Raw genomic sequence first — 19547 nt, 5'->3', positions numbered from 1 at the left:
CACTTCCTGCGGAGGCTCGCGCGCCGGTGGGGCGGCGAGGGCGGCTCGTTCCTGGGGCGTGGTGCAGGAGCAGAAAGGTGCGAGGTGAGGAGGTACGTGCTGCCCCTGAGAGGCAGGTTTTTGCGTTGTTTCATCGAAATATTGCAGAGCGATGGGAGGGGGTCTACAGCTGGAACAGCGCAATATTCACCAGAAACACTCATCGCCCTGGAGTGACACGGGAGTTGACTTGCGCGTACTTGCGGCGACTGAACGAAAGTGAACGCAAGTAACGCAATTTCTTGCGCGATCCAATGTCGTTGAATTCCGCGCCGCTTCTTCCTGGCGGATTCCCCGTCGGCGCGTAACGTGATGCCCCATGAAGATCCTCATCAGCGCCGACATGGAGGGTGCGACCGGCGTCACCTGGCCGGCCGACGTGTTGCCGGGGACACCGCAGTGGGAGCGGTGCCGTTCGATGTTCACCTCGGACGTGAACGCGGCCGTCCTCGGTTTCTACGACGGCGGCGCCGACGAGGTGCTCGTCAACGAGGCCCACTGGACGATGCGCAACCTGCTGCTCGAACAGCTCGACGAGCGCACCGAGATGCTCACCGGACGCCACAAGTCCCTCTCCATGGTGGAGGGCGTGCAACACGGCGACGTCGACGGCATCGCGTTCGTCGGCTACCACGCGGGCGCCGGCATGGAGGGCGTCCTCGCCCACACCTACCTCGCCAACTCCATCACCGGCGTGTGGCTGAACGACGTCCGCGCGAGCGAGGGACTCCTCAACGCGCATGTCGTCGCCGAGTACGGGGTACCGGTGGTCCTTGTCACGGGTGACGACGTGGCCTGCGAGGACGCCCTCGGGTACGCGCCCGAGGCGCTGAAGGTGGCCGTCAAGGACCATGTGTCGCGGTACGCGGCCGTGTGCCGGACACCGGCCAGGACGGCCGCCGACATCCGCGAGGCGGCGAAGGAGGCGGCGAAACTGGCGGTCCGTCAGGAACCGGTACAGGGCGGCCCGTTCACCGTCGCCCTCGAATTCGACGCCGAACACCTCGCCATGGCCGCCACCGTCGTACCCGGCGTCGCGCGGGTCGGCGAGCGGAAGGTGGCGTACACCAGCGACACCATGTACGAGGGGATCCGAACCTTCAAGGCGGTCACGACGATCGTCTCGGCCGCGGTGGAGGAGCAGTATGGCTGACATCGACGAGCGGGCCCTGGACGAGGTCGTGACGTTCACCTCGGACCTGATCCGCATCGACACGACCAACCGGGGCGGCGGCGACTGCCAGGAGAGACCCGCCGCCGAGTACGCCGCCGGGCAACTGGCCGGTGCGGGGCTCGAACCCACCCTTCTGGAACGCTCCAAAGGGCGCACCAACGTCGTCGCCCGCATCGAGGGCACCGACCCCTCGGCGGACGCGCTCCTCGTCCACGGTCACCTGGACGTCGTGCCCGCGCAGGCCGACGAGTGGAGCGTGCACCCCTTCTCCGGGGAGATCCGCGACGGGGTCGTCTGGGGACGCGGCGCGGTCGACATGAAGAACATGGACGCGATGATCCTCGCCGTCGTCCGCGCCTGGTCCCGGCAGGGCGTACGGCCCCGGCGCGACCTCGTCATCGCGTTCACCGCCGACGAGGAGGCGAGCGCCGAGGACGGCTCCGGCTTCCTCGCCGACCGGCACGCCGGGCTCTTCGAGGGCTGCACCGAAGGCATCAGCGAATCAGGGGCGTTCACCTTCCACGACGGCACCGGCCGTGAGATCTACCCCATCGCCGCCGGTGAACGCGGCACCGGCTGGCTCAAGTTGACCGCACACGGCCGCGCGGGCCACGGCTCCAAGGTCAACCACGAGAACGCCGTCACGCGTCTCGCCGCCGCGATCACCCGCATCGGCGAGCACGAATGGCCGCTCCGGCTCACCCCGACCGTCCGCGCCGCCCTCACCGAACTGGCCGCCCTGTACGGCATCGACCCCGACCTCGACGACGTCGACGGACTCCTCACCAAGCTCGGCCCGGCGGCGAAACTCGTCGAGCCCACCGTCCGCAACAGCGCCAACCCGACCATGCTGAACGCCGGTTACAAGGTCAACGTGATCCCGGGCGAGGCCGTGGCCTTCGTCGACGGACGCTACCTCCCGGGCGGCGAGGACGAGTTCCGCACCACCCTGGACCGGCTCACCGGACCGGACGTGGAGTGGGAGTTCCACCACCGCGAGGTGGCCCTCCAGGCACCGCTCGACTCTCCGGCCTACGCTCAAATGCGGGCCGCTGTAGAGGAGTTCGCACCCGAGGGGCATGTGGTCCCGTACTGCATGTCCGGCGGTACGGACGCCAAGCAGTTCTCGCGTCTCGGCATCACCGGCTACGGCTTCGCACCGCTGAAGCTCCCCGAGGGCTTCGACTACCAGGCGCTGTTCCACGGAGTGGACGAACGCGTCCCCGTCGAGGCACTCCACTTCGGCGTCCGCGTTCTGGACCGCTTCCTGAGGACGGCCTAGCAAGTGGGGGAGAACGTGCAGACTCTGGCGTACGGCTCGTGGCCCTCGCCCATCGACGCGGCCCTCGCCGCCGCGCACGACGGACACCCCGAGTATGTCGGTTTCGTCGGCGACGAGGCCTGGTGGACCGAACCCCGGCCCACCGAGGGCGGCCGCCGCACCCTGGTCCGCCGCCGCGCGGACGGCTCCGAGGAGTCGGTGCTGTCCGCCCCGTGGAACGTCCGCAGCCGCGTCATCGAGTACGGCGGACAGCCCTGGGCTGGAACGGTCCAAGACGGTCAACCCCTCGTGGTCTTCGTGAACTTCAACGACCAGCGCCTGTATCGATACGATCCCGGGAGCGAGCCGAGCCCGCTCACCCCCGTGTCCTCGGTCGGCGACGGACTCCGCTGGGCGGAACCGCAGTTGTGCCCGGACCTGGGTGAAGTCTGGTGCGTGCTGGAGGAGTTCACCGGCGACGCCCCCGGCGATGTACGGCGCGTGCTGGCCGCCGTACCGCTGGACGGATCCGCCGCCGAGGACCGGAACGCCGTACGTGAACTCACCGACGACCGGCACCGGTTCGTGTCCGGGCCGCGCGTCTCGCCCGACGGGCGGAAAGCGGCCTGGCTCGCCTGGGACCATCCCCGGATGCCGTGGGACGGCACGGAGCTGCTGCTCGCCGAGGTCGCCGACAACGGCACGTTCGGGAAACCCCGGACCGTCGCCGGCGGACCCGAGGAGTCGATCGCTCAGGTCGACTGGGCCTTCGACGGCTCGCTGCTCTACGCCAGCGACCGCACCGGCTGGTGGAACCTCTACCGCGACCACCAGCCGCTGTGCGCCCGCGAGGAGGAGTTCGGCGGCCCGCTGTGGAAACTCGGCCAGCGCTGGTTCGCACCCCTGGAGAGCGGGCCGATCGCCGTCGTGCACGGCCGGGGCGCCACCCTCCTCGGCATCCTTGACCCCGAGACCGGCGAGGTCGTCGACGCGGCCGGACCCTGGACCGAGTTCGCCTCCACCCTCGCGGTGAACGGCGAGCGGATCGTCGGCGTCGGGGCCAGCCCGCGCAGTGCCTACGAGGTCGTCGAACTCGACACCCGCACCGGCAGGGCGCGGGTGATCGGCGCCGCCCACGACGACCCCGTGGACCCCGCCCACTACCCCGAACCGCAGATCCGGACCTTCACCGGTCCCGCCGGACGCGACATCCACGCCCACATCTACCCACCGCACAGCCCGAGTTGGGCCGCGCCGGGCGACGAACTGCCGCCGTACGTCATCTGGGCGCACGGCGGACCCACCAGCCGCGCGCCGCTCGTCCTCGACCTGGAGATCGCCTACTTCACCTCACGCGGCATCGGCGTCGCCGAGGTCAACTACGGCGGCTCCACCGGGCACGGCCGCGAGTACCGCAACCGGCTGCGCGAGCAGTGGGGTGTCGTCGACGTCGAGGACTGCGCAGCTGTCGCGCTGGCCCTCGCGGACGAGGGCACCGCCGACCGCGCCCGGCTCGCCGTCCGGGGCGGCAGCGCGGGCGGCTGGACCAGCGCCGCGTCCCTCGTCACGACCGACGTCTACGCCTGCGGCACCATCATCTATCCCGTCCTCGACCTGGCCAACTGGGCCACGGGGGAGACCCACGACTTCGAGTCCCGCTACCTGGAGACCCTGGTCGGCCCCCTCGCCGACGTACCCGCCCGCTACGTCGAGCGCTCACCCGTCGAGCACGCCGACCGCGTCACCGCGCCCTTCCTGCTGATGCAGGGCCTGGCCGACGTGATCTGCCCGCCCGTCCAGTGCGAACGCTTCCTGGAACAGATGCGCGGACGCCAAGTACCGCACGCCTACCTGGCGTTCGAGGGCGAGGGCCACGGCTTCCGCCGCGCCGACACCATGATCCGCACCCTGGAGGCCGAACTCTCCCTCTACGCCCAGGTCTTCGGCATCGACCCGCCCGGCGTCCCCACCCTGGAGCTCACCAAGTGACCCCGCTCGTCCGCCCGTTCCGACTCGCCCCCGGCGCCCGCGTGGCCGTCGTCGCACCCAGCGGCCCGGTGTCCGAGGAACGGCTGGAGGCGGGCCTGGACATCCTGCGCGGCTGGGACCTCGACCCGGTCGTGGCACCCCATGTCCAGGACCGGCACGCCGAGTTGGGCTATCTCGCGGGCACGGACGCCGACCGCGCCGCCGATCTGCAGAACGCCTGGTGCGACCCGTCCGTGGCCGCCGTGCTGTGCGCCCGCGGCGGCTACGGCGTACAGCGCATCGTCGATCTGCTCGACTGGGAGGCCATGCGGGCCGCCGGGCCGAAGGTGTTCGTCGGCTTCAGCGACCCCACCGTGCTGCACCAGGCGTTCGCCACCCGGCTCGGCCTGGTCACCCTGTACGGGCCCGCCGCGGCCGGCATCGACTTCATCAAGAACGCCCGCGCACAGGAGCAGTTGAGGGCGACCCTCTTCGACCCGGAGTCCGTACGGATTCTCCACGCCGTCCCGACCGGCGGCGGCGCACTGGTCCCGGGACGGGCCCGGGGCGTCACCCTCGGCGGCTGTCTCAGCCTGCTCACCTCCGACCTCGGCACCCCGCACGCGCCCGCCGGTGCGCGCGGCGGCCTGCTGATGATCGAGGACGTCGGCGAACTGGCGTACCGCATCGACCGGATGCTGACCCAACTCCTGCGCAGCGGCTGGCTCGACGGCGTCGCGGGCATCGCGCTCGGCTCCTGGGCCGGCTGCGGACCGTACGAGAAACTGCGCCCGGTGCTCGCGGACCGGCTGGGCGGGCTGGGCGTACCCGTCGTCGAGGAGTTCGGCTTCGGGCACGGCGAGGGGGCGCTGACGATACCGCTCGGCGTGAGCGCCGAACTGGACGCGGACGCAGGCACGTTGACGCTGGACGAACCCGCGCTGCGCTAGCCGCCGTCACGCCGGATCGCTTGTTGAATCGCTGTCAAGAAACACCCTTCACGGTGATTGACCCGGCCTGACACGTGTCACACCATGGGCGTGGGCCGGTACTTACCGGTCGGTAAGTCGCTGTTGCCTCAGTCGGGTTGTCCTCAGTGTGGAGGTCCCTGTGTCCCGTCGTGTGCCCGGAATCCGCGCCGCGCTGGCTCTCACTCTCACCGCCCCGCTCACCCTCACCGCCCCGCTCGCCCTCGGCACGCCCGCCACCGCCGCCGACCAATACACCGTCACCGCACTGAAGTTCACCGTCCCCGCGGGCGGCCGCGACTGCACGGTCGACGCCGATCTGTACCGACCCGTGGGAGTGGACCGCGCCCACCCGGCACCCGCCGTACTGGCCACCAACGGCTTCGGCGGCAGCAAATCGGACGGTTCCACGGACGCCATCGGCAAGGACTTCGCGCAGCGCGGCTATGTCGGACTCGTCTACTCCGGACTCGGCTTCGGCAGGTCGGGGTGTCTCGTCTCGCTCGACGACCCGGACATCGACGGGAAGGCCGCCTCCGGGCTGATCGACTTCCTGGCCGGCACCCGGGCCGCCGACGACGGCACCAGGGCCGACTTCGTGACCCTCGACGCGAAGGGCGACCCGCGCGTCGGGATGATCGGCGGATCGTACGGCGGCGCCATCCAGCTGGCGACGGCGGCCGTGGACCACCGGGTCGACGCGCTCGTCCCCCTGATCACCTGGAACGACCTGGCGTACTCCCTCGACCCCAACAGCGCGGTGGGCCAGGGGCGTTGGACCGTTCCAGGCGCCTTCAAGTGGCAGTGGACCAACGGTTTCTACCTCATGGGCGAGACCCAGCCCCTGACCGTGCCGAGCCTCGACCCGACCCGGATCAACTCCCTCACCTGCGTCCACTTCGTCACCCGGGCCTGCGCCATAATCCGCACCCTGAACTCCGGGAGCTATCCGCCCAAGGCGACGGCCGGCCTGCTGGCGTACGCGCACAGCGTCTCGCCGGTGTCATATCTGAACCGGGTGAAGGCACCCACACTCCTCGTCCAGGGGCAGGCCGACACCCTCTTCAACCTCAACGAGGCGACGGCGACGTACAAGACGCTGAAGGCGCAGGGAACGACCGCCAACATGATCTGGCAGTCGTGGGGACACAGCGGCGGGACGACCGACCCGGCCGCCGGTGAACTCGACCTGAGCCAGGGCAACTTGGAGTCGAGTTACGTCGGGAAGCGGATTCTCGCCTGGTTCGACCGGTACCTGCTCCAGCGGAAGAGCACGGACACGGGACCGGCCTTCGCCTACTACCGCGACTGGATCACGGACCCGGCCGACACCTACGCCACCGCGAACCAACTGCCCGCCCTCGACGAGAAGTTGTACCTCTCCGGCGACGGCAAGCTGGTGGACAACCGGGCGAAGGTGGCGCGGGGCAGCCGTGGTTACTCCAACTGGCTTGTCCCCACGAGCCATTCGGAGAGCTCGCTGAGCGGGACGATCGGCCTGCCGGACCCGGCGCCGTACGACACGGCGGGCACGTACCTGGGGTGGACCAGCGAACCCCTGACCCGCACGACGGACGTCGTAGGCGCCCCGAAGGCGACGCTCAAGGTCGTCTCGCCGAAGGCGGAGCGCACCCAGAACTCCGGCGACGCCGCCGACAACCTGGTCCTCTTCGCCAAGCTCTACGATCTCGCCCCGGACGGCAGCAAGACTCTCGTCCACAGGTTGGTCGCTCCTGTCCGCATGCCGGACGTCACCAAGAGCTTCACGGTGACCCTGCCGGGGATCGTGTACCGGTACGCGAAGGGGCACCGGCTGCAATTCGTGATCGCGGCGAGCGACGACGCGTACACCGGGAACCGGGGGATCAAGCCGGTCACCGTGGTCAGCTCGCCGCAGGACACCGGGGTGCTGGAGCTGCCGGTCGTCGCGGACTGAGTCTCACCGTGCGTGATGGCCGATTCGGGCTCACCCTGGAGTCATGAGCCCGAAGACCACCGAGAGCGGCGGTAGGACCGGCCAGCGGGAACGTGTGCTGACGCCCGCCCGGATCACGGTTCTGCTGCTTGCCGTCCTGGCCCTGATCTTCATCTTCGAGAACACCCGCGCCACGAAGATCCGCCTGCTCATCCCCGAGGTCACCATGCCTCTGTGGATGGCCCTACTGGGCACGGCGATCATCGGCGCCCTGTGCGGGTGGTATTTCATGCGACGGCGCCGCTGACCCGGAACTAAGGTGACGGGATGCCGCACACCGCATCCCGTTATCTTGCCGAAGGCCCCCGCGTGGGCATACGCCACTTCACGTACGAGGACGGTGCCGAGTTCACCGCGCGTGCCCGGGAGAGCAAGGAGCTGCACCAGCCGTGGCTGTTCCCGCCGGCCAGCGGGGACGCGTACACCGCCTACGCGCAGCGGCTGATCGAGGACCGGTCCAAAGCCGGGTTTCTCGTGTGCGAGCTGGACGGCGGGGGCATCGCCGGGTTCATCAACATCAACAACATCGTCGAGGGCGGCTTCCAGTGCGGTGCGCTGGGCTACGGCGCCTTCGCGCACGCGGCCGGGCGCGGGCTGATGCGCGAGGGGATGAACCTCGTGGTGGGTCACGCCTTCGGGCCGATGCGGCTGCACCGGCTGGAGATCAACGCGCAGCCCGGCAACGCCGGGTCGATCGGCCTCGCCCGCAGCTGCGGGTTCCGGCTCGAAGGCCTCTCGCCGAACATGATCTACATCGACGGCGCGTGGCGGGACCACGAGCGCTGGGCGATCACCGCCGAGATGCTGACTTCCGGTTGACCTTCATCGTGTCGAGGTCCGTGACCGTCGACTTCAGGTCACGGAAGCCGTAGCCGAGGCCCCTCAAGGCGGTCTCGGCGCGGTCCTCCGCGAGCGCGGCCGCCATCTCGTCGCCGTCGGCCGAGTCCGACACCACCACATACCGCCACGAGAAGTGCTTGAGCGGCGCCGGTTCGTAACTGAGCGAGCCCTCCTCGGTGAACCGCATGCTCAGCATCCCGTGCTCCGCCGCCTCGCCCAGCAGCCGCTCCCGCGCCTCGTCCGTCAGCCCGTCCCAGGTACCCCGGACGATCACCCGGTACGTGTGCTGCTCGCCCATCAGCCGTTCCACTCCTCGGTCCATGTCGTCGAACGGCCCGACTGTACGTCGGCGAGCGGCGACCGCACGCGGATTTTTCCGCCCGCTCCCCGTGGGCCCCCGTCTTTGCGGAATCCTGACTGGCAATGCCCCTGGCCACCGCACCCGTTGCCGGGTTCCATGGTGATCGTGACGACGATCCGACGTGAGGTACTGACGCTCCCCGCAGCGGAGTTGGGTCCCGACAACCCGCTGCCCCCACTGCGTCCGCTCGACGGTGGGGGCACCTCCCACGCCCTTCAGGCAGTGGGGGAACACGGTATAGACGACCGGGACCGCGAGGACCTGCCCCGCGACATGGCCCGCCAGGTCGGCTACGAACCCCTCCGCAGCCTGCTGCCGACCCGCGTCCGGGACGGCTACGACAGAGACCGCGCACCCCGCCGCATCGACGCCCTCGTGATCGAGAACGACCGGCTCCGCGCCACCGTGCTCCCCGCCCTCGGCGGCCGCATCGCCTCCCTCGTCCACAAGCCCACCGACCGTGAACTCCTGTACCGCAACCCGGTGTTGCAGCCCGCGAACTTCGCCCTCAACGGCGCCTGGTTCTCCGGCGGCATCGAGTGGAACATCGGCGCCACCGGCCACACCGCCCTCTCCTGCGCACCCCTGCACGCGGCCCGTGTCCCCGCCCCCGACGGCGGCGAGATGCTCCGCCTGTGGGAGTGGGAACGCCTCCGCGACCTCCCCTTCCAGGTCGATCTCTGGCTCCCGGACGGCTCCGACTTCCTCTACGTCGGCGTCCGCATCCGCAACCCGCACGAGCGGCCCGCGCCCACCTACTGGTGGTCCAACATCGCCGTGCCGGAGGAACGCCGGGTCCTCGCACCGGCGGCGGAGGCCTGGCACTTCGGGTACGAGCGGCGGCTGCGCCGGGTGCCCGTGCCGTCGTACGACGGAGTGGACCGGTCCTATCCCCTCAACAGCCCTTACGCAGCGGACTACTTCTACGAACTGCCGGACGGACGGCGGCGCTGGATCGCCGCGCTCGACGCCGACGGACACGGGCTGGTGCAGACGTCCACCGACGTGCTGCGGGGCCGCAAGCTGTTCGTGTGGGGCAACGGCAGTGGTGGCCGGCGCTGGCAGGAGTGGCTCACCGAGCCGGGGACCGGCGGCTACTGCGAGATCCAAGCGGGCCTGGCCCGAACGCAGTTGGAGCACGTACGGCTGGACCCGGAGAGCGAGGTGTCCTGGCTGGAGGCGTACGGGCCGCTCGACGCGCAGGCGGAGGGGGAGTGGCCCGCCGTGGTGGACGGCGCCGAGGCGCGGCTCGAAACCGCCCTGCCCCGCGCCGACTTGGACGTGGCCTACGCCGCGTGGAAGCCGCATGCCGACACCGAACCCGGCGAGATCCTCGCGACCGGTTCCGGCTGGGGCGCGCTCGAAGTCCTGCGCACGGACTGGAAGTTGCCCGGCACGCCCTTCGAGGAGTCCACGCTCGGCGAGGCACAAGCACCCTGGGCGGAACTCCTGCGGAGCGGTGTCCTGCCCGAGCCGCGTCGGGTCCGGCCGCCCGGCGAGACGCTGGTCGCCTCGCACTGGCGGGACATGCTGGAGACCGCGCCCGCGACCCCGCTCACCGAGTACCACCTCGGCGTCGCGCAGTGGCACGCCGGCGATCGGGCGCAGGCGGTGCGCAGTTGGGAGCGGGCCCTCGAACTCGCCCCGTCCCTCTGGCCGTTGCTGCGCTGTCTCGCCGTAGCGGATCAGGAGGCGGGGAACCACGGGCGGGCCGCGGACCGGTACAACGAGGCCTTCGCGGACCTGTGTCATGAGCGGCGGGACGCGGGGGAGCGGTGGACCGCCGCGACGGCCGCGCTAGGGCGGGAGGCCGTCGAGGCGCTGCTGCGGGTGCGGCGGACGGCCGATGCCCGTGCCGTGTGGGAGATGCTGCACCCCGTGACCCGGGAACGCGGCCGGTTCCTGTTGCTCCAGGCCGAGTTGCTGCTCGCGGAAGGGCGGCGCGACGACGCGTGGGCCGTCTTCGACGACGGGTTCGAGGTCGCCGATCTGCGCGAGGGCGCCGAGTCGATCGGCCGGCTGTGGTCCCGGCTCACCGACGAACCACTGCCGACGCGCTACGACTTCAGGATGCGGCCGGACACGCCCTGAGCCGACGGACCGTGGACCGGCGGTCGCCGATCAGGCCCGTCGGTCCACGTACTCGTAGACCATGCCGTCCGGATGCATCGCGATCAGGTTGCGGCCCGCCGGTGAGGCGATGGGGCCCGCGACGATGTGGGCGCCCAGTTCGGTCAGGACCGCGTGGGTCTCGTCGACGTCCTTGACGGCGATGGTGGCGGCGACCTTGCGCAACACCTCCAGCTCCGTCGGAGGCCCGCTCATGAGCAGGAAACAGCCGACCGCGGCCACCGACACCCCACCGCGCTCGAAGTGGAGCGCGGTGCCACCCGCGAGCCGTTCGTAGAAGGGGACGGCGGTCTCCAGGTCGTCGACGCAGATACGCAGCGTGGCTCCCAGAATCTCCATACGGACGAGCCTAGTTGGGGCGGGCGGCCCTTGGTGATCCTTTCGGACGATCCCGGTGAGCGTTCGGCACGTGTTTGGGCGGCCTGCCCAGGGGGACGCGGAATGCCTCGCACGGCCACCCCCTAAGGAGCCCCATGGACACCGGTGAACTCGTCGAACTCGGACAGCAACTGCGCGTGGACAGTGTGCGGGCCGCCGACGCGGCGGGCTCCGGACACCCGACCTCCTCCATGTCCGCCGCCGATCTGATGGCCGTCCTGCTCGCCCACCACCTCCACTACGATTTCGATCGCCCCGCCCACCCCGGCAACGACCGCTTCGTCCTCTCCAAGGGACACGCCTCGCCCCTGCTCTACGCCGCCTACAAGGCCGTAGGAGCCGTCGACGACGCCGAACTCCTCACCTTCCGCATGCTGGACAGCCGTCTCGAAGGGCATCCCACTCCGCAGCGGCTCCCGTGGGTCGAGACCGCCACCGGCTCGCTCGGCCAGGGACTGCCCGTCGGCGTCGGCATCGCCCTGTCCGGGAAACGCCTTGAGCGCACCGGGTACCGCGTGTGGGTGCTGTGCGGGGACAGCGAACTGGCCGAGGGCTCGGTGTGGGAGGCCGCCGAGCACGCGGCCTACGAACACCTCGACAACCTCACCCTGATCGTCGACGTGAACCGCCTCGGGCAGCGCGGCCCGACCCGGCACGGGCATGACCTCGACGCGTACGCGCGCCGGTTCCGGGCCTTCGGCTGGCACACGGTGGAGGTCGACGGGCATGACGTGGACGCCGTGGACCGTTCCTACAGCGAGGCCGCGTCCACCAGCGGTCGGCCGACCGTGATCCTCGCCCGCACCCTCAAGGGCAAGGGCGTCGCCTCCGTCCAGGACCGCGAGGGCCTGCACGGCAAACCGCTGCCCGACGCGGACGCGGCGATCGCCGAACTCGGCGGCGTGCGCGACCTCCGCGTCCGGGTGCGGGAACCCCTGGACGCCCGCGCGCTGCACTCCGTACGCGCCGACCACCTGGAACTCCCGCGCTACGACCGTGGCGACGACGTCCCCACCCGCGACGCCTTCGGGCAGGCCCTCGCCGCCCTCGGCGCCGCCCGCGGGGATGTGGTCGCGCTGGACAGCGAGGTCGGGGACTCCACCCGCACCGAGTTCTTCGCCAAGGAGCACCCCGACCGCTACTTCGAGTGCTACATCGCCGAGCAGCAACTGGTGGGCGCGGCCGTCGGGTTGGCGGCGCGCGGCTGGGTGCCGTACGCCTCCACGTTCGCGGCGTTCTTCACGCGCGCGTACGACTTCATCCGGATGGCCGCGGTCAGCGGCGCGGGGATCAACCTGGTCGGGTCGCACGCTGGTGTGTCCATCGGGCAGGACGGGCCCTCGCAGATGGGGCTGGAGGACCTGGCGATGATGCGCGCGGTGCACGGTTCGACGGTGCTGTACCCGTGCGACGCCAACCAGACCGCCCGGCTCGTCGCCACCATGGCCGGCCTGGACGGCGTGCGCTATCTGCGGACCTCGCGCGGCGCAGGGCCGGTCGTCTACGGCTCCGACGAGGAGTTCCCGGTCGGCGGCAGCAAGGTCCTGCGGTTCTCCAGCCGGGACCGGCTGACGGTCGTGGCCGCCGGGGTGACCGTGCCCGAGGCGCTGGCCGCCGCCGACGCGCTGGACCGCGAGGGCATCCAGGTGCGGGTGATCGACCTCTACTCGGTCAAGCCCGTCGACGTCGAGACCCTGCGCCAGGCCGCCGAGGACACCGGCTGTCTGCTCACCGTCGAGGACCATCACCCCGAGGGCGGCCTCGGGGACGCGGTCCTGGACGCCTTCCTCGACGGCCGGCCGGTGCCGCGCCTGGTCCGGCTCGCCGTACGCGCCATGCCCGGCTCGGCGAGCCCGGCCGAGCAGCTGCACGCGGCCGGCATCGACGCGGAGTCGATCGCTGCGGCCGGGCGGCTGCTGGTGGAGACGGCGATCGTGCGCTGAACGCCACGAGCCCGCGTCACCCCGATCCGGGTGACGCGGGCTCGGCGTCTGTGTGGTTGTGGGGAAGCGCCGCTACCAGCGGTACCAACGTCCCCGTCCGCCGCCGGCCGAGGTGCCGCGCACCAGGAAGCCGAGCAGCCATACGGCGAGCACGATCAGCGCCACCCACCAGAGGATCTTCACAGCGAATCCGGCACCGAACAGGACCAGTGCCAGCAGTAGGACGATCAGGATCGGAACCATAGTGTGTTACCTCCTGACGGCCGAGTGCCCCCGATCGCGCGGATCAGACGTCCTTGCGGGCCAGGATCTCCCCGTGCAGCACGGCGAACCAGCCGTCCTCCTGCTGTCCCCACTCCCGCCACGCCTCCGCCACGGCGCTCAGCTCCTCGGTGGTTGCATGGCCACCCTCGGTGGCGACCCCGGCGTACGAGGACGCGACGGTACGGTCCGCCCACAGGCCGCTCCACCAGGCCCGCTCGTCCGGAGTGTGGAACGTCCAGGTGCTGGATGTGGCCGTGACGTCCGTCAGGCCCGCCCGCAGTGCCCATGATTTGAGACGGCGTCCGGCATCCGGCTCGCCGCCGTTGGCGCGGGCGACCCGGCGGTACAGGTCCAGCCAGTCGTCCAGCCCCGGCACCAGGGGGTACCAGGTCATCGCCGCGTAGTCCCCGTCGCGAACGGCGATGAAACCGGTCGGCTTGGTCACCCGCACCATCTCCCGCAGCGCCTGCACCGGATCGCCCACGTGCTGGAGCACCTGATGGGCGTGGACCACACAGAACGTGTTGTCCGGGTAGTCCAGCGCGTGGACGTCGGCGACCGCGAAGTCGACGTTGGTCAGGCCGCGTTGGGCCGCGGTGGCACGGGCCTGGTCCAGGATGCCCGGCGCGTGGTCGACACCGGTGACATGGCCGTCCGGGACCAGTGCCGCCAGGTCGGCGGTGATGGTGCCGGGACCGCAGCCGATGTCCAGGATCTTCATGTGCGGCTTGAGCGAACCGAGCAGGTAGGCCGCGGAGTTGGCGGCGGTCCGCTGGGTGTGCGAACGGAGCACGGACTCGTGGTGCCCGTGCGTGTAGACGGCGGTCTCCTGCGGCTTCGGCATGGCTCTACCTACCCCTTCGCGGCGGCTTCTTCGTCGTATGCATGAGGGTACGCGCGCATGCCGAATGATGAGACCTGCGTTTTACGATGTGGACTGACGGGTGATCAGGGACTCTGTCAACGGGCGGTACACGGTCAGTGCCTCGGGCTGCTCCTCCAGCGTCAAGTCCCCTTCCACGTCCGTGATTTCGCCGTCGAAGGCGAGCGGCGTGCCGGGGGCCAGGCCGCTCAGGCGCAGGCGGTGGACCTGGGCCGCCGCGTGGGCGGGGGAGCGGGTGAACGGGCCCGCGAGCGCCGCCGCGAGCAGGCGGAGCGCGGGCCTGCGGCCGCCGTGCACGATCCGGATGTCGAGACGCCCGTCCGCCAGGTCGACCCGGCGGCCGGACGCGACGCCCATGCGGTGGTAGGTGCCGTTGCCGGCGAACAACAGCCACAACGGGCGGGTACGGCCGCCCACTTCGGCCTCCAGCGGATGCCGGTCCGCGCGCAGCACCCGCAGCGCGGCGAGCACTCCGGCCGGCCAGCCGCCGATCCGGGGTGCCCAGTGCTCCCGCTCCCGCACCAGCTCCGGATAGACGCCCAGGCTCAGGGTGTTGAGGAAGATGCCCCGGGTGGCGCCGGACCTGAACCGGCCCACGTCCACGCGGACGGCGTCGCCCTGCTTGATCGCCTTGCTCAGATCGCGCGGGCCCTCCACGCCGAGGTCGTAGGCGAAGTGGTTGAGGGTGCCGCCCGGGAGGACCGCGAGGGGCAGGCCGTGGCGCAGGGCGACCGCGGCCGCCGCGTTCACCGTGCCGTCGCCGCCGCACACCCCGAGCACCCGGGCGCGGGCCGCCGCCTTCTCCAACTCGGCCTGTATGTCCGCCGGTTCGCAGGCGACGACCTCCGCTCCGGGCAGGAAGTCCGTCAGCGCGTCCGCCCGGTCCGAGGTGCCCGACGCCGAGTTGACCACCATGACCAGGCCATCGCCGTCCGGCAGCGCCGGGACCTCGGCGCGGACGCGGGCCGGCGGCACGATCCGCCCCCGGGTCGGCACCATGCCGCGCACCGCGAACGCCGCGCACGCGCCCAGGGCGGCGCCCGCCAGCACGTCGCTCGGGAAGTGGACGCCGGTGTAGACGCGGGACATGGCGACCGAGAACGCGATCGGCGCCACGACCGCGCCCCAGGCGGGGGACTCCAGGGCCACGCCGGTCGCGAAGGCCGCCGCGGACGCCGCATGACCGGACGGGAACGAGGTGGTGATCGGCTGCCGCTTCAGCTGCCGGCTCAACGGGACCTGGTCCAGGGCGGGCCGGTGGCGGCGCACGGTCCGCTTGCCGATCGTGTTGATCGCGAGGGAGGCCAGGGACAGGGAGGCGATGCCCCGGGCGGCGGCCCGACGGGCGCGCGGAGTACGGCTGGCGGCCACCGCGGCGGCCGTGGCGAACCACAGCACGCCGTGATTGGCACTCCGGCTCAGCCGCGGCAGCACGGGCTCACCGGCGGGCCAGTTCCGCTCGGCGGCCACTTCGAAGAGACGGCTGTCCAGGGAGAGCAGCCACTCGCGCAGGGCATGGCGGCCGGGGAGAGGGACCGTGAGGTCGACGTCGGGGCTCATGCGCTGCCGGGTACCCTGAAATGGCCGTTTGCTGCCCGGCGGACCGTCGGCGGACCGTTTCCACCGCCTTCCACCGTCGGCGGACCGCTTCGTTCCGACCGTCGGCGGACCGTTTCATCGGAGGACCCCCGCATGCGCCTGATCCTCATCCGCCACGGCCAGACCACGGCCAATGTGGACTACCGCCTCGACACGGCCATACCCGGCGCGGACCTGACCGACCTGGGCCGCCGCCAGGCCGCCGCTCTCCCCGAGGCCCTCGCCGACGAGGACATCGAGGCCCTCTACGCCTCCACCCTCGTCCGCACCCAGCACACCGCGGCCCCGCTGGCCGCCGCCCGCGGCCTCGACGTCCGCGTCCGCGACGGCATCCGCGAGCTCACCGCCGGTGACCTGGAGATGCTGCCCGGTGACACCGAGCCCGGCCACGAGTACATGCGGATCGTGTTCGCGTGGGCCGCCGGTGACACGGAGTTGCGGATGCCCGGCGGAGAGAGCGGCGCCGAGGCCCTCGCCCGCTACGACGGCGTGATCGCGGAGGCCGTCCACAGCGGCGCCCGCACCGTCGCCATGGTCAGCCACGGCGCCGCGATCCGGATGTGGACCGCCGCCCGCGCCGACAACATCGACGTGCCCTTCGCCGCCGCCCGCCCCCTGGACAACACCGGCATCGTCGTCCTGGACGGCTCTCCGGCCGACGGCTGGAAGGCCTTGTCCTGGGAAGGCGCCCTGGTCGAGACGGCGGCACCGGACACCGACGGCGGCCCGGCCGGACAGCCGCTCGACGAGGACCAGAAGCCCTAGCGAAGCTCCGGGCCCCGTCATGGCGACGCCCTGACGGGCACAATAAGGGTTTGCCCGGCCGCGAGGCCGCCCCACAGAATGCGTGGTCATGGGACATCTGGAAGCCGCACACCTCGAGTACTACCTCCCCGACGGGAGGCCGCTGCTCGGCGATGTGTCCTTCCGGGTCGGCGAAGGCGCCGTGGTCGCCCTGGTCGGGCCCAACGGCGCCGGCAAGACGACCCTGCTGCGGCTGATCTCCGGCGAGCTGAAACCGCACGGCGGCACCGTCACCGTGAGCGGCGGCCTGGGCGTGATGCGCCAGTTCGTGGGCTCCGTACGCGACGAGACGACCGTACGGGACCTGCTCGTGTCGGTCGCCCCGCCGCGCATCCGCGAGGTCGCCGCCGAGGTCGACAAGGCCGAGCACGGCATCATGACCGTCGACGACGAGGCGGCCCAACTCGCCTACGCGCAGGCCCTGTCCGACTGGGCCGAGGTGCACGGCTACGAGTTCGAGACCCTGTGGGACATGTGCACCATGGCCGCGCTCGGAGTGCCGTACGACAAGGCGCAGTTCCGGCAGGTCAGCACGCTGTCCGGGGGTGAGCAGAAGCGGCTCGTGCTGGAGGCGTTGCTGCGCGGCAGCGAAGAGGTGCTGCTCCTGGACGAGCCCGACAACTACCTCGACGTGCCCGGCAAACGCTGGCTGGAGGAGCGGCTCAAGGAGACCCGCAAGACGGTCCTGTTCGTCTCCCACGACCGTGAACTCCTCGCCCGCGCCGCCGAGAAGATCGTCTCCGTGGAGCCCTCGCCCACAGGCGCCGACGCCTGGGTCCACGGCGCGGGCTTCGCCACCTACCACGAGGCCCGGCGTGAACGCTTCGCCCGCTTCGAGGAGTTGCGCCGCCGCTGGGACGAGAAGCACGCCCAGCTGAAGAAGCTCGTCCTGAACCTCCGTCAGGCGGCCTCCATCAGCCACGAGTTGGCGTCCCGCTACGCCGCGGCCCAGACCCGCCTGCGCAAGTTCGAGGAGGCTGGCCCGCCCCCCGAGCCGCCGCGCGAGCAGGACATCACCATGCGCATCAAGGGCGGCCGCACGGGCGTAAGGGCCGTCACCTGCAAGGGACTTGAGCTGACGGGGCTGATGAAGCCCTTCGACCTGGAGGTCTTCTACGGCGAACGCGTCGCCGTCCTCGGCTCCAACGGCTCGGGCAAGTCGCACTTCCTGCGCCTCCTCGCCGGCGAGGACGTGAAGCACACGGGGGAGTGGAAGCTCGGGGCGCGTGTCGTGCCGGGGCACTTCGCGCAGACCCACGCCCACCCCGAACTCCAGGGGCGCACCCTCCTCGACATCCTGTGGAAGGAACACGCGCAGGCCCAGGGTCCCGCGATGTCCCGGCTGCGGCGCTACGAGCTGACCGGCCAGGCCGAGCAGAGCTTCGACCGGCTGTCCGGCGGGCAGCAGGCGCGTTTCCAGATCCTGCTGCTGGAACTTCAGGGCGTGACCGCGCTGCTTCTCGACGAGCCGACCGACAACCTCGACCTGGAGTCCGCCGAGGCTCTGCAGGAAGGGCTGGAGGCGTTCGACGGGACGGTGCTCTCCGTCACGCACGACCGGTGGTTCGCCCGGTCCTTCGACCGGTATCTGGTGTTCGGCAGCGACGGCAAGGTCCGGGAGACGACCGAGCCCGTGTGGGACGAGCGGCGGGTGGAGCGGGCGCGGTAGCCGTTTGTGCGGAGGTTGTGGGGCCGGAATGCCCGAATGTTCGTACAGTGGACTCAGGACCGTGAGACTCGACGAGCGGGGCACACCATGACCGGAGTCGACCCTGCGCGCCTGGACGATGCTCAGCTCATGAAGGAGCTGGAGACCATCCACCGCACGCGCCACGACACCCTGCTGTACGGCTCGAACGACGCGTTGCGCGCCCACAACGACCGTATGGCCGGACTGGAGGGCGAGTATCTGCGCCGCCATCCGCGTCGCCTCGTGGCCCCCGGCCGTACCCGGCAGGGGGCACGCGAGCGGGACTGAGCGCTGGGTGTTCGTGCCTTGAGGTGGTGGGTGTTTGTGCCTTGAGGCCGGGGGCAGGCGAACTTCCAGCGCTGGATCGCAAACGCGTTCCCACCGACGGTGACCGTCCAACCCGGAGCATGCTCAAGGGAGTTGTGACGCACCATGCCTACTCGGACCAATCGGCCCGCTCGCACGAGCACGCGTACGAAACGCCATTCCCACCATGACGCCCCCGACACCGCGGAGGCGTTCCGCACGCTGGCCGCGCTGCCTCCCGGACCGCGGCACGACACCGTCCGCGAACACATCGTCGAGGCGTGGCTGCCCATGGCCGACCGGCTCGCGGGGCGGTTCCGCAACCGGGGTGAGAGCGCGGAGGACTTACGTCAGGTCGCTGCCCTCGGGCTGGTGAAGGCCGTCGACCGGTACGACCCCGAGCGCGGGAACGCGTTCGAGAGCTATGCCGTGCCGACGATCACCGGTGAGATCAAACGGCACTTCCGGGATCACATGTGGACGTTGCATGTGCCTCGGCGGGTGCAGGATCTGCGGAACCGGGTGCGGGTTGCCGGGCAGGAGCTGGCCCAGACCTTGCCGGGGCGGCGGCCTACCGTGGCGGAGATCGCCGTCCACGCGTGTCTCTCCGAGGAGGAGGTGCGGGTGGGGCTTGAGGCGTTGGAGAGTTTCAGTGCGTTGTCGCTGGACGCGGTTGCCCCCGGCGGTTCGGACGGGTATTCGCTGAGTGATGTTCTCGGGGCTGCTGATCCGGCGTTGGATGTCGTTGTTGATCGGGAGGCCGTGCGGCCTCGGCTTGCCGCGTTGCCCCAGCGGGATCGGGAGATCTTGTACCTGCGGTTCTTCGGGGACATGACGCAGAGTCGGATTGCTGAGCGGTTCGGGATTTCGCAGATGCATGTGTCCCGGTTGATCAGTCGGTGTTGTCGGCGGATTCGGGAGCAGGTTCTGGAGGGTGCGGCTTAGCGGTTGTGTGTCGGGTGCG

The 19547-nt window shown here is 70.8% G+C and carries 18 protein-coding genes; 13 read left to right on the top strand and 5 right to left on the bottom strand.

Annotated elements, in window-relative coordinates; all coding sequences use genetic code 11:
• The first annotated feature begins 358 nt into the window (after window positions 1-358).
• The 7 genes from OG504_RS11815 to OG504_RS11785 all read left to right on the top strand — a co-directional run bounded on the left by OG504_RS11815 (window position 359) and on the right by OG504_RS11785 (window position 8204).
• Complete coding sequence (locus OG504_RS11815; RefSeq protein WP_405989774.1) at window positions 359-1192, top strand: M55 family metallopeptidase; 834 nt, start codon at window positions 359-361, stop codon at window positions 1190-1192.
• Window positions 1185-2495, top strand: a complete 1311-nt coding sequence (locus tag OG504_RS11810) for a M20/M25/M40 family metallo-hydrolase (RefSeq protein ID WP_405989773.1) — start codon at window positions 1185-1187, stop codon at window positions 2493-2495. Before OG504_RS11815 ends, OG504_RS11810 begins: the two co-directional genes overlap by 8 nt.
• 15 nt (window positions 2496-2510) lie before the next feature.
• Window positions 2511-4463, top strand: a complete 1953-nt coding sequence (locus OG504_RS11805; RefSeq protein WP_405989772.1) for a prolyl oligopeptidase family serine peptidase — start codon at window positions 2511-2513, stop codon at window positions 4461-4463.
• The gene (locus tag OG504_RS11800; protein WP_405989771.1) at window positions 4460-5392 is read left to right on the top strand and encodes an LD-carboxypeptidase; all 933 of its coding nucleotides are present in this window, start codon (window positions 4460-4462) and stop codon (window positions 5390-5392) included. The genes OG504_RS11805 and OG504_RS11800 overlap by 4 nt, the downstream gene beginning before the upstream one ends.
• A 160-nt stretch (window positions 5393-5552) precedes the next feature.
• A complete protein-coding gene (locus OG504_RS11795; RefSeq protein WP_405989770.1) occupies window positions 5553-7346 on the top strand; it encodes a CocE/NonD family hydrolase in 1794 nt (597 codons plus the stop codon).
• 43 nt (window positions 7347-7389) lie between these two features.
• Entirely contained in the window at window positions 7390-7632 is a 243-nt protein-coding gene (locus OG504_RS11790; RefSeq protein WP_266864038.1) for a LapA family protein, read from the top strand.
• Between the two features lie 20 nt (window positions 7633-7652).
• A complete protein-coding gene (locus tag OG504_RS11785; protein WP_405989769.1) occupies window positions 7653-8204 on the top strand; it encodes a GNAT family N-acetyltransferase in 552 nt (183 codons plus the stop codon).
• On the opposite strand, the gene OG504_RS11780 is transcribed toward OG504_RS11785, so the two are convergent.
• Window positions 8176-8523 (bottom strand): DUF6204 family protein, encoded by a 348-nt coding sequence (locus OG504_RS11780; RefSeq protein WP_405989768.1) that lies wholly within the window; start codon window positions 8521-8523, stop codon window positions 8176-8178. The two genes, OG504_RS11785 and OG504_RS11780, sit on opposite strands and share 29 nt — an antisense overlap.
• Before the next feature lie 159 nt (window positions 8524-8682).
• On the opposite strand from OG504_RS11780, the gene OG504_RS11775 reads away from it, so the two are divergent.
• Window positions 8683-10677, top strand: coding sequence for a DUF5107 domain-containing protein (locus OG504_RS11775; RefSeq protein WP_405989767.1), 1995 nt, complete (start codon window positions 8683-8685; stop codon window positions 10675-10677).
• A gap of 30 nt (window positions 10678-10707) precedes the next feature.
• Here the strand turns inward: OG504_RS11775 and OG504_RS11770 are convergent, their stop codons facing one another.
• Window positions 10708-11055 (bottom strand): VOC family protein, encoded by a 348-nt coding sequence (locus tag OG504_RS11770; protein WP_405989766.1) that lies wholly within the window; start codon window positions 11053-11055, stop codon window positions 10708-10710.
• Between the two features lie 134 nt (window positions 11056-11189).
• On the opposite strand from OG504_RS11770, the gene OG504_RS11765 reads away from it, so the two are divergent.
• A complete protein-coding gene (locus OG504_RS11765) occupies window positions 11190-13037 on the top strand; it encodes a transketolase (protein WP_405989765.1) in 1848 nt (615 codons plus the stop codon).
• Between the two features lie 72 nt (window positions 13038-13109).
• Here the strand turns inward: OG504_RS11765 and OG504_RS11760 are convergent, their stop codons facing one another.
• The 3 genes from OG504_RS11760 to OG504_RS11750 all read right to left on the bottom strand — a co-directional run bounded on the left by OG504_RS11760 (window position 13110) and on the right by OG504_RS11750 (window position 15744).
• Window positions 13110-13280 (bottom strand): hypothetical protein, encoded by a 171-nt coding sequence (locus tag OG504_RS11760; RefSeq protein ID WP_033279348.1) that lies wholly within the window; start codon window positions 13278-13280, stop codon window positions 13110-13112.
• Between the two features lie 43 nt (window positions 13281-13323).
• The gene (locus tag OG504_RS11755; RefSeq protein ID WP_405989764.1) at window positions 13324-14145 is read right to left on the bottom strand and encodes a class I SAM-dependent methyltransferase; all 822 of its coding nucleotides are present in this window, start codon (window positions 14143-14145) and stop codon (window positions 13324-13326) included.
• An 81-nt stretch (window positions 14146-14226) separates the two neighbouring features.
• Window positions 14227-15744, bottom strand: a complete 1518-nt coding sequence (locus OG504_RS11750) for a bifunctional phosphatase PAP2/diacylglycerol kinase family protein (protein ID WP_405989763.1) — start codon at window positions 15742-15744, stop codon at window positions 14227-14229.
• 132 nt (window positions 15745-15876) lie between these two features.
• Here OG504_RS11750 and OG504_RS11745 point away from each other — a divergent pair, with 132 nt between their 5' ends.
• From OG504_RS11745 to OG504_RS11730, 4 genes are all read left to right on the top strand, one after another.
• Window positions 15877-16548 carry a histidine phosphatase family protein gene (locus OG504_RS11745; protein WP_405989762.1) on the top strand — a complete coding sequence of 224 codons (672 nt, stop codon included), beginning with the start codon at window positions 15877-15879 and terminating at the stop codon, window positions 16546-16548.
• 88 nt (window positions 16549-16636) lie between these two features.
• A complete protein-coding gene (locus tag OG504_RS11740; protein ID WP_366429772.1) occupies window positions 16637-18256 on the top strand; it encodes an ATP-binding cassette domain-containing protein in 1620 nt (539 codons plus the stop codon).
• 36 nt (window positions 18257-18292) lie between these two features.
• The gene (locus OG504_RS11735) at window positions 18293-18565 is read left to right on the top strand and encodes a DUF6158 family protein (protein WP_405989761.1); all 273 of its coding nucleotides are present in this window, start codon (window positions 18293-18295) and stop codon (window positions 18563-18565) included.
• A gap of 144 nt (window positions 18566-18709) precedes the next feature.
• Complete coding sequence (locus tag OG504_RS11730; RefSeq protein WP_405989760.1) at window positions 18710-19528, top strand: RNA polymerase sigma factor SigF; 819 nt, start codon at window positions 18710-18712, stop codon at window positions 19526-19528.
• The last annotated feature ends 19 nt before the right edge of the window (window positions 19529-19547 follow it).

The sequence above is a fragment of the Streptomyces sp. NBC_00986 genome, assembly GCF_045162565.1.
Taxonomy (GTDB): domain Bacteria; phylum Actinomycetota; class Actinomycetes; order Streptomycetales; family Streptomycetaceae; genus Streptomyces.
Note: the sequence above shows the minus strand (reverse complement) of the source record. Positions and strands in the feature narration are given on the sequence as shown.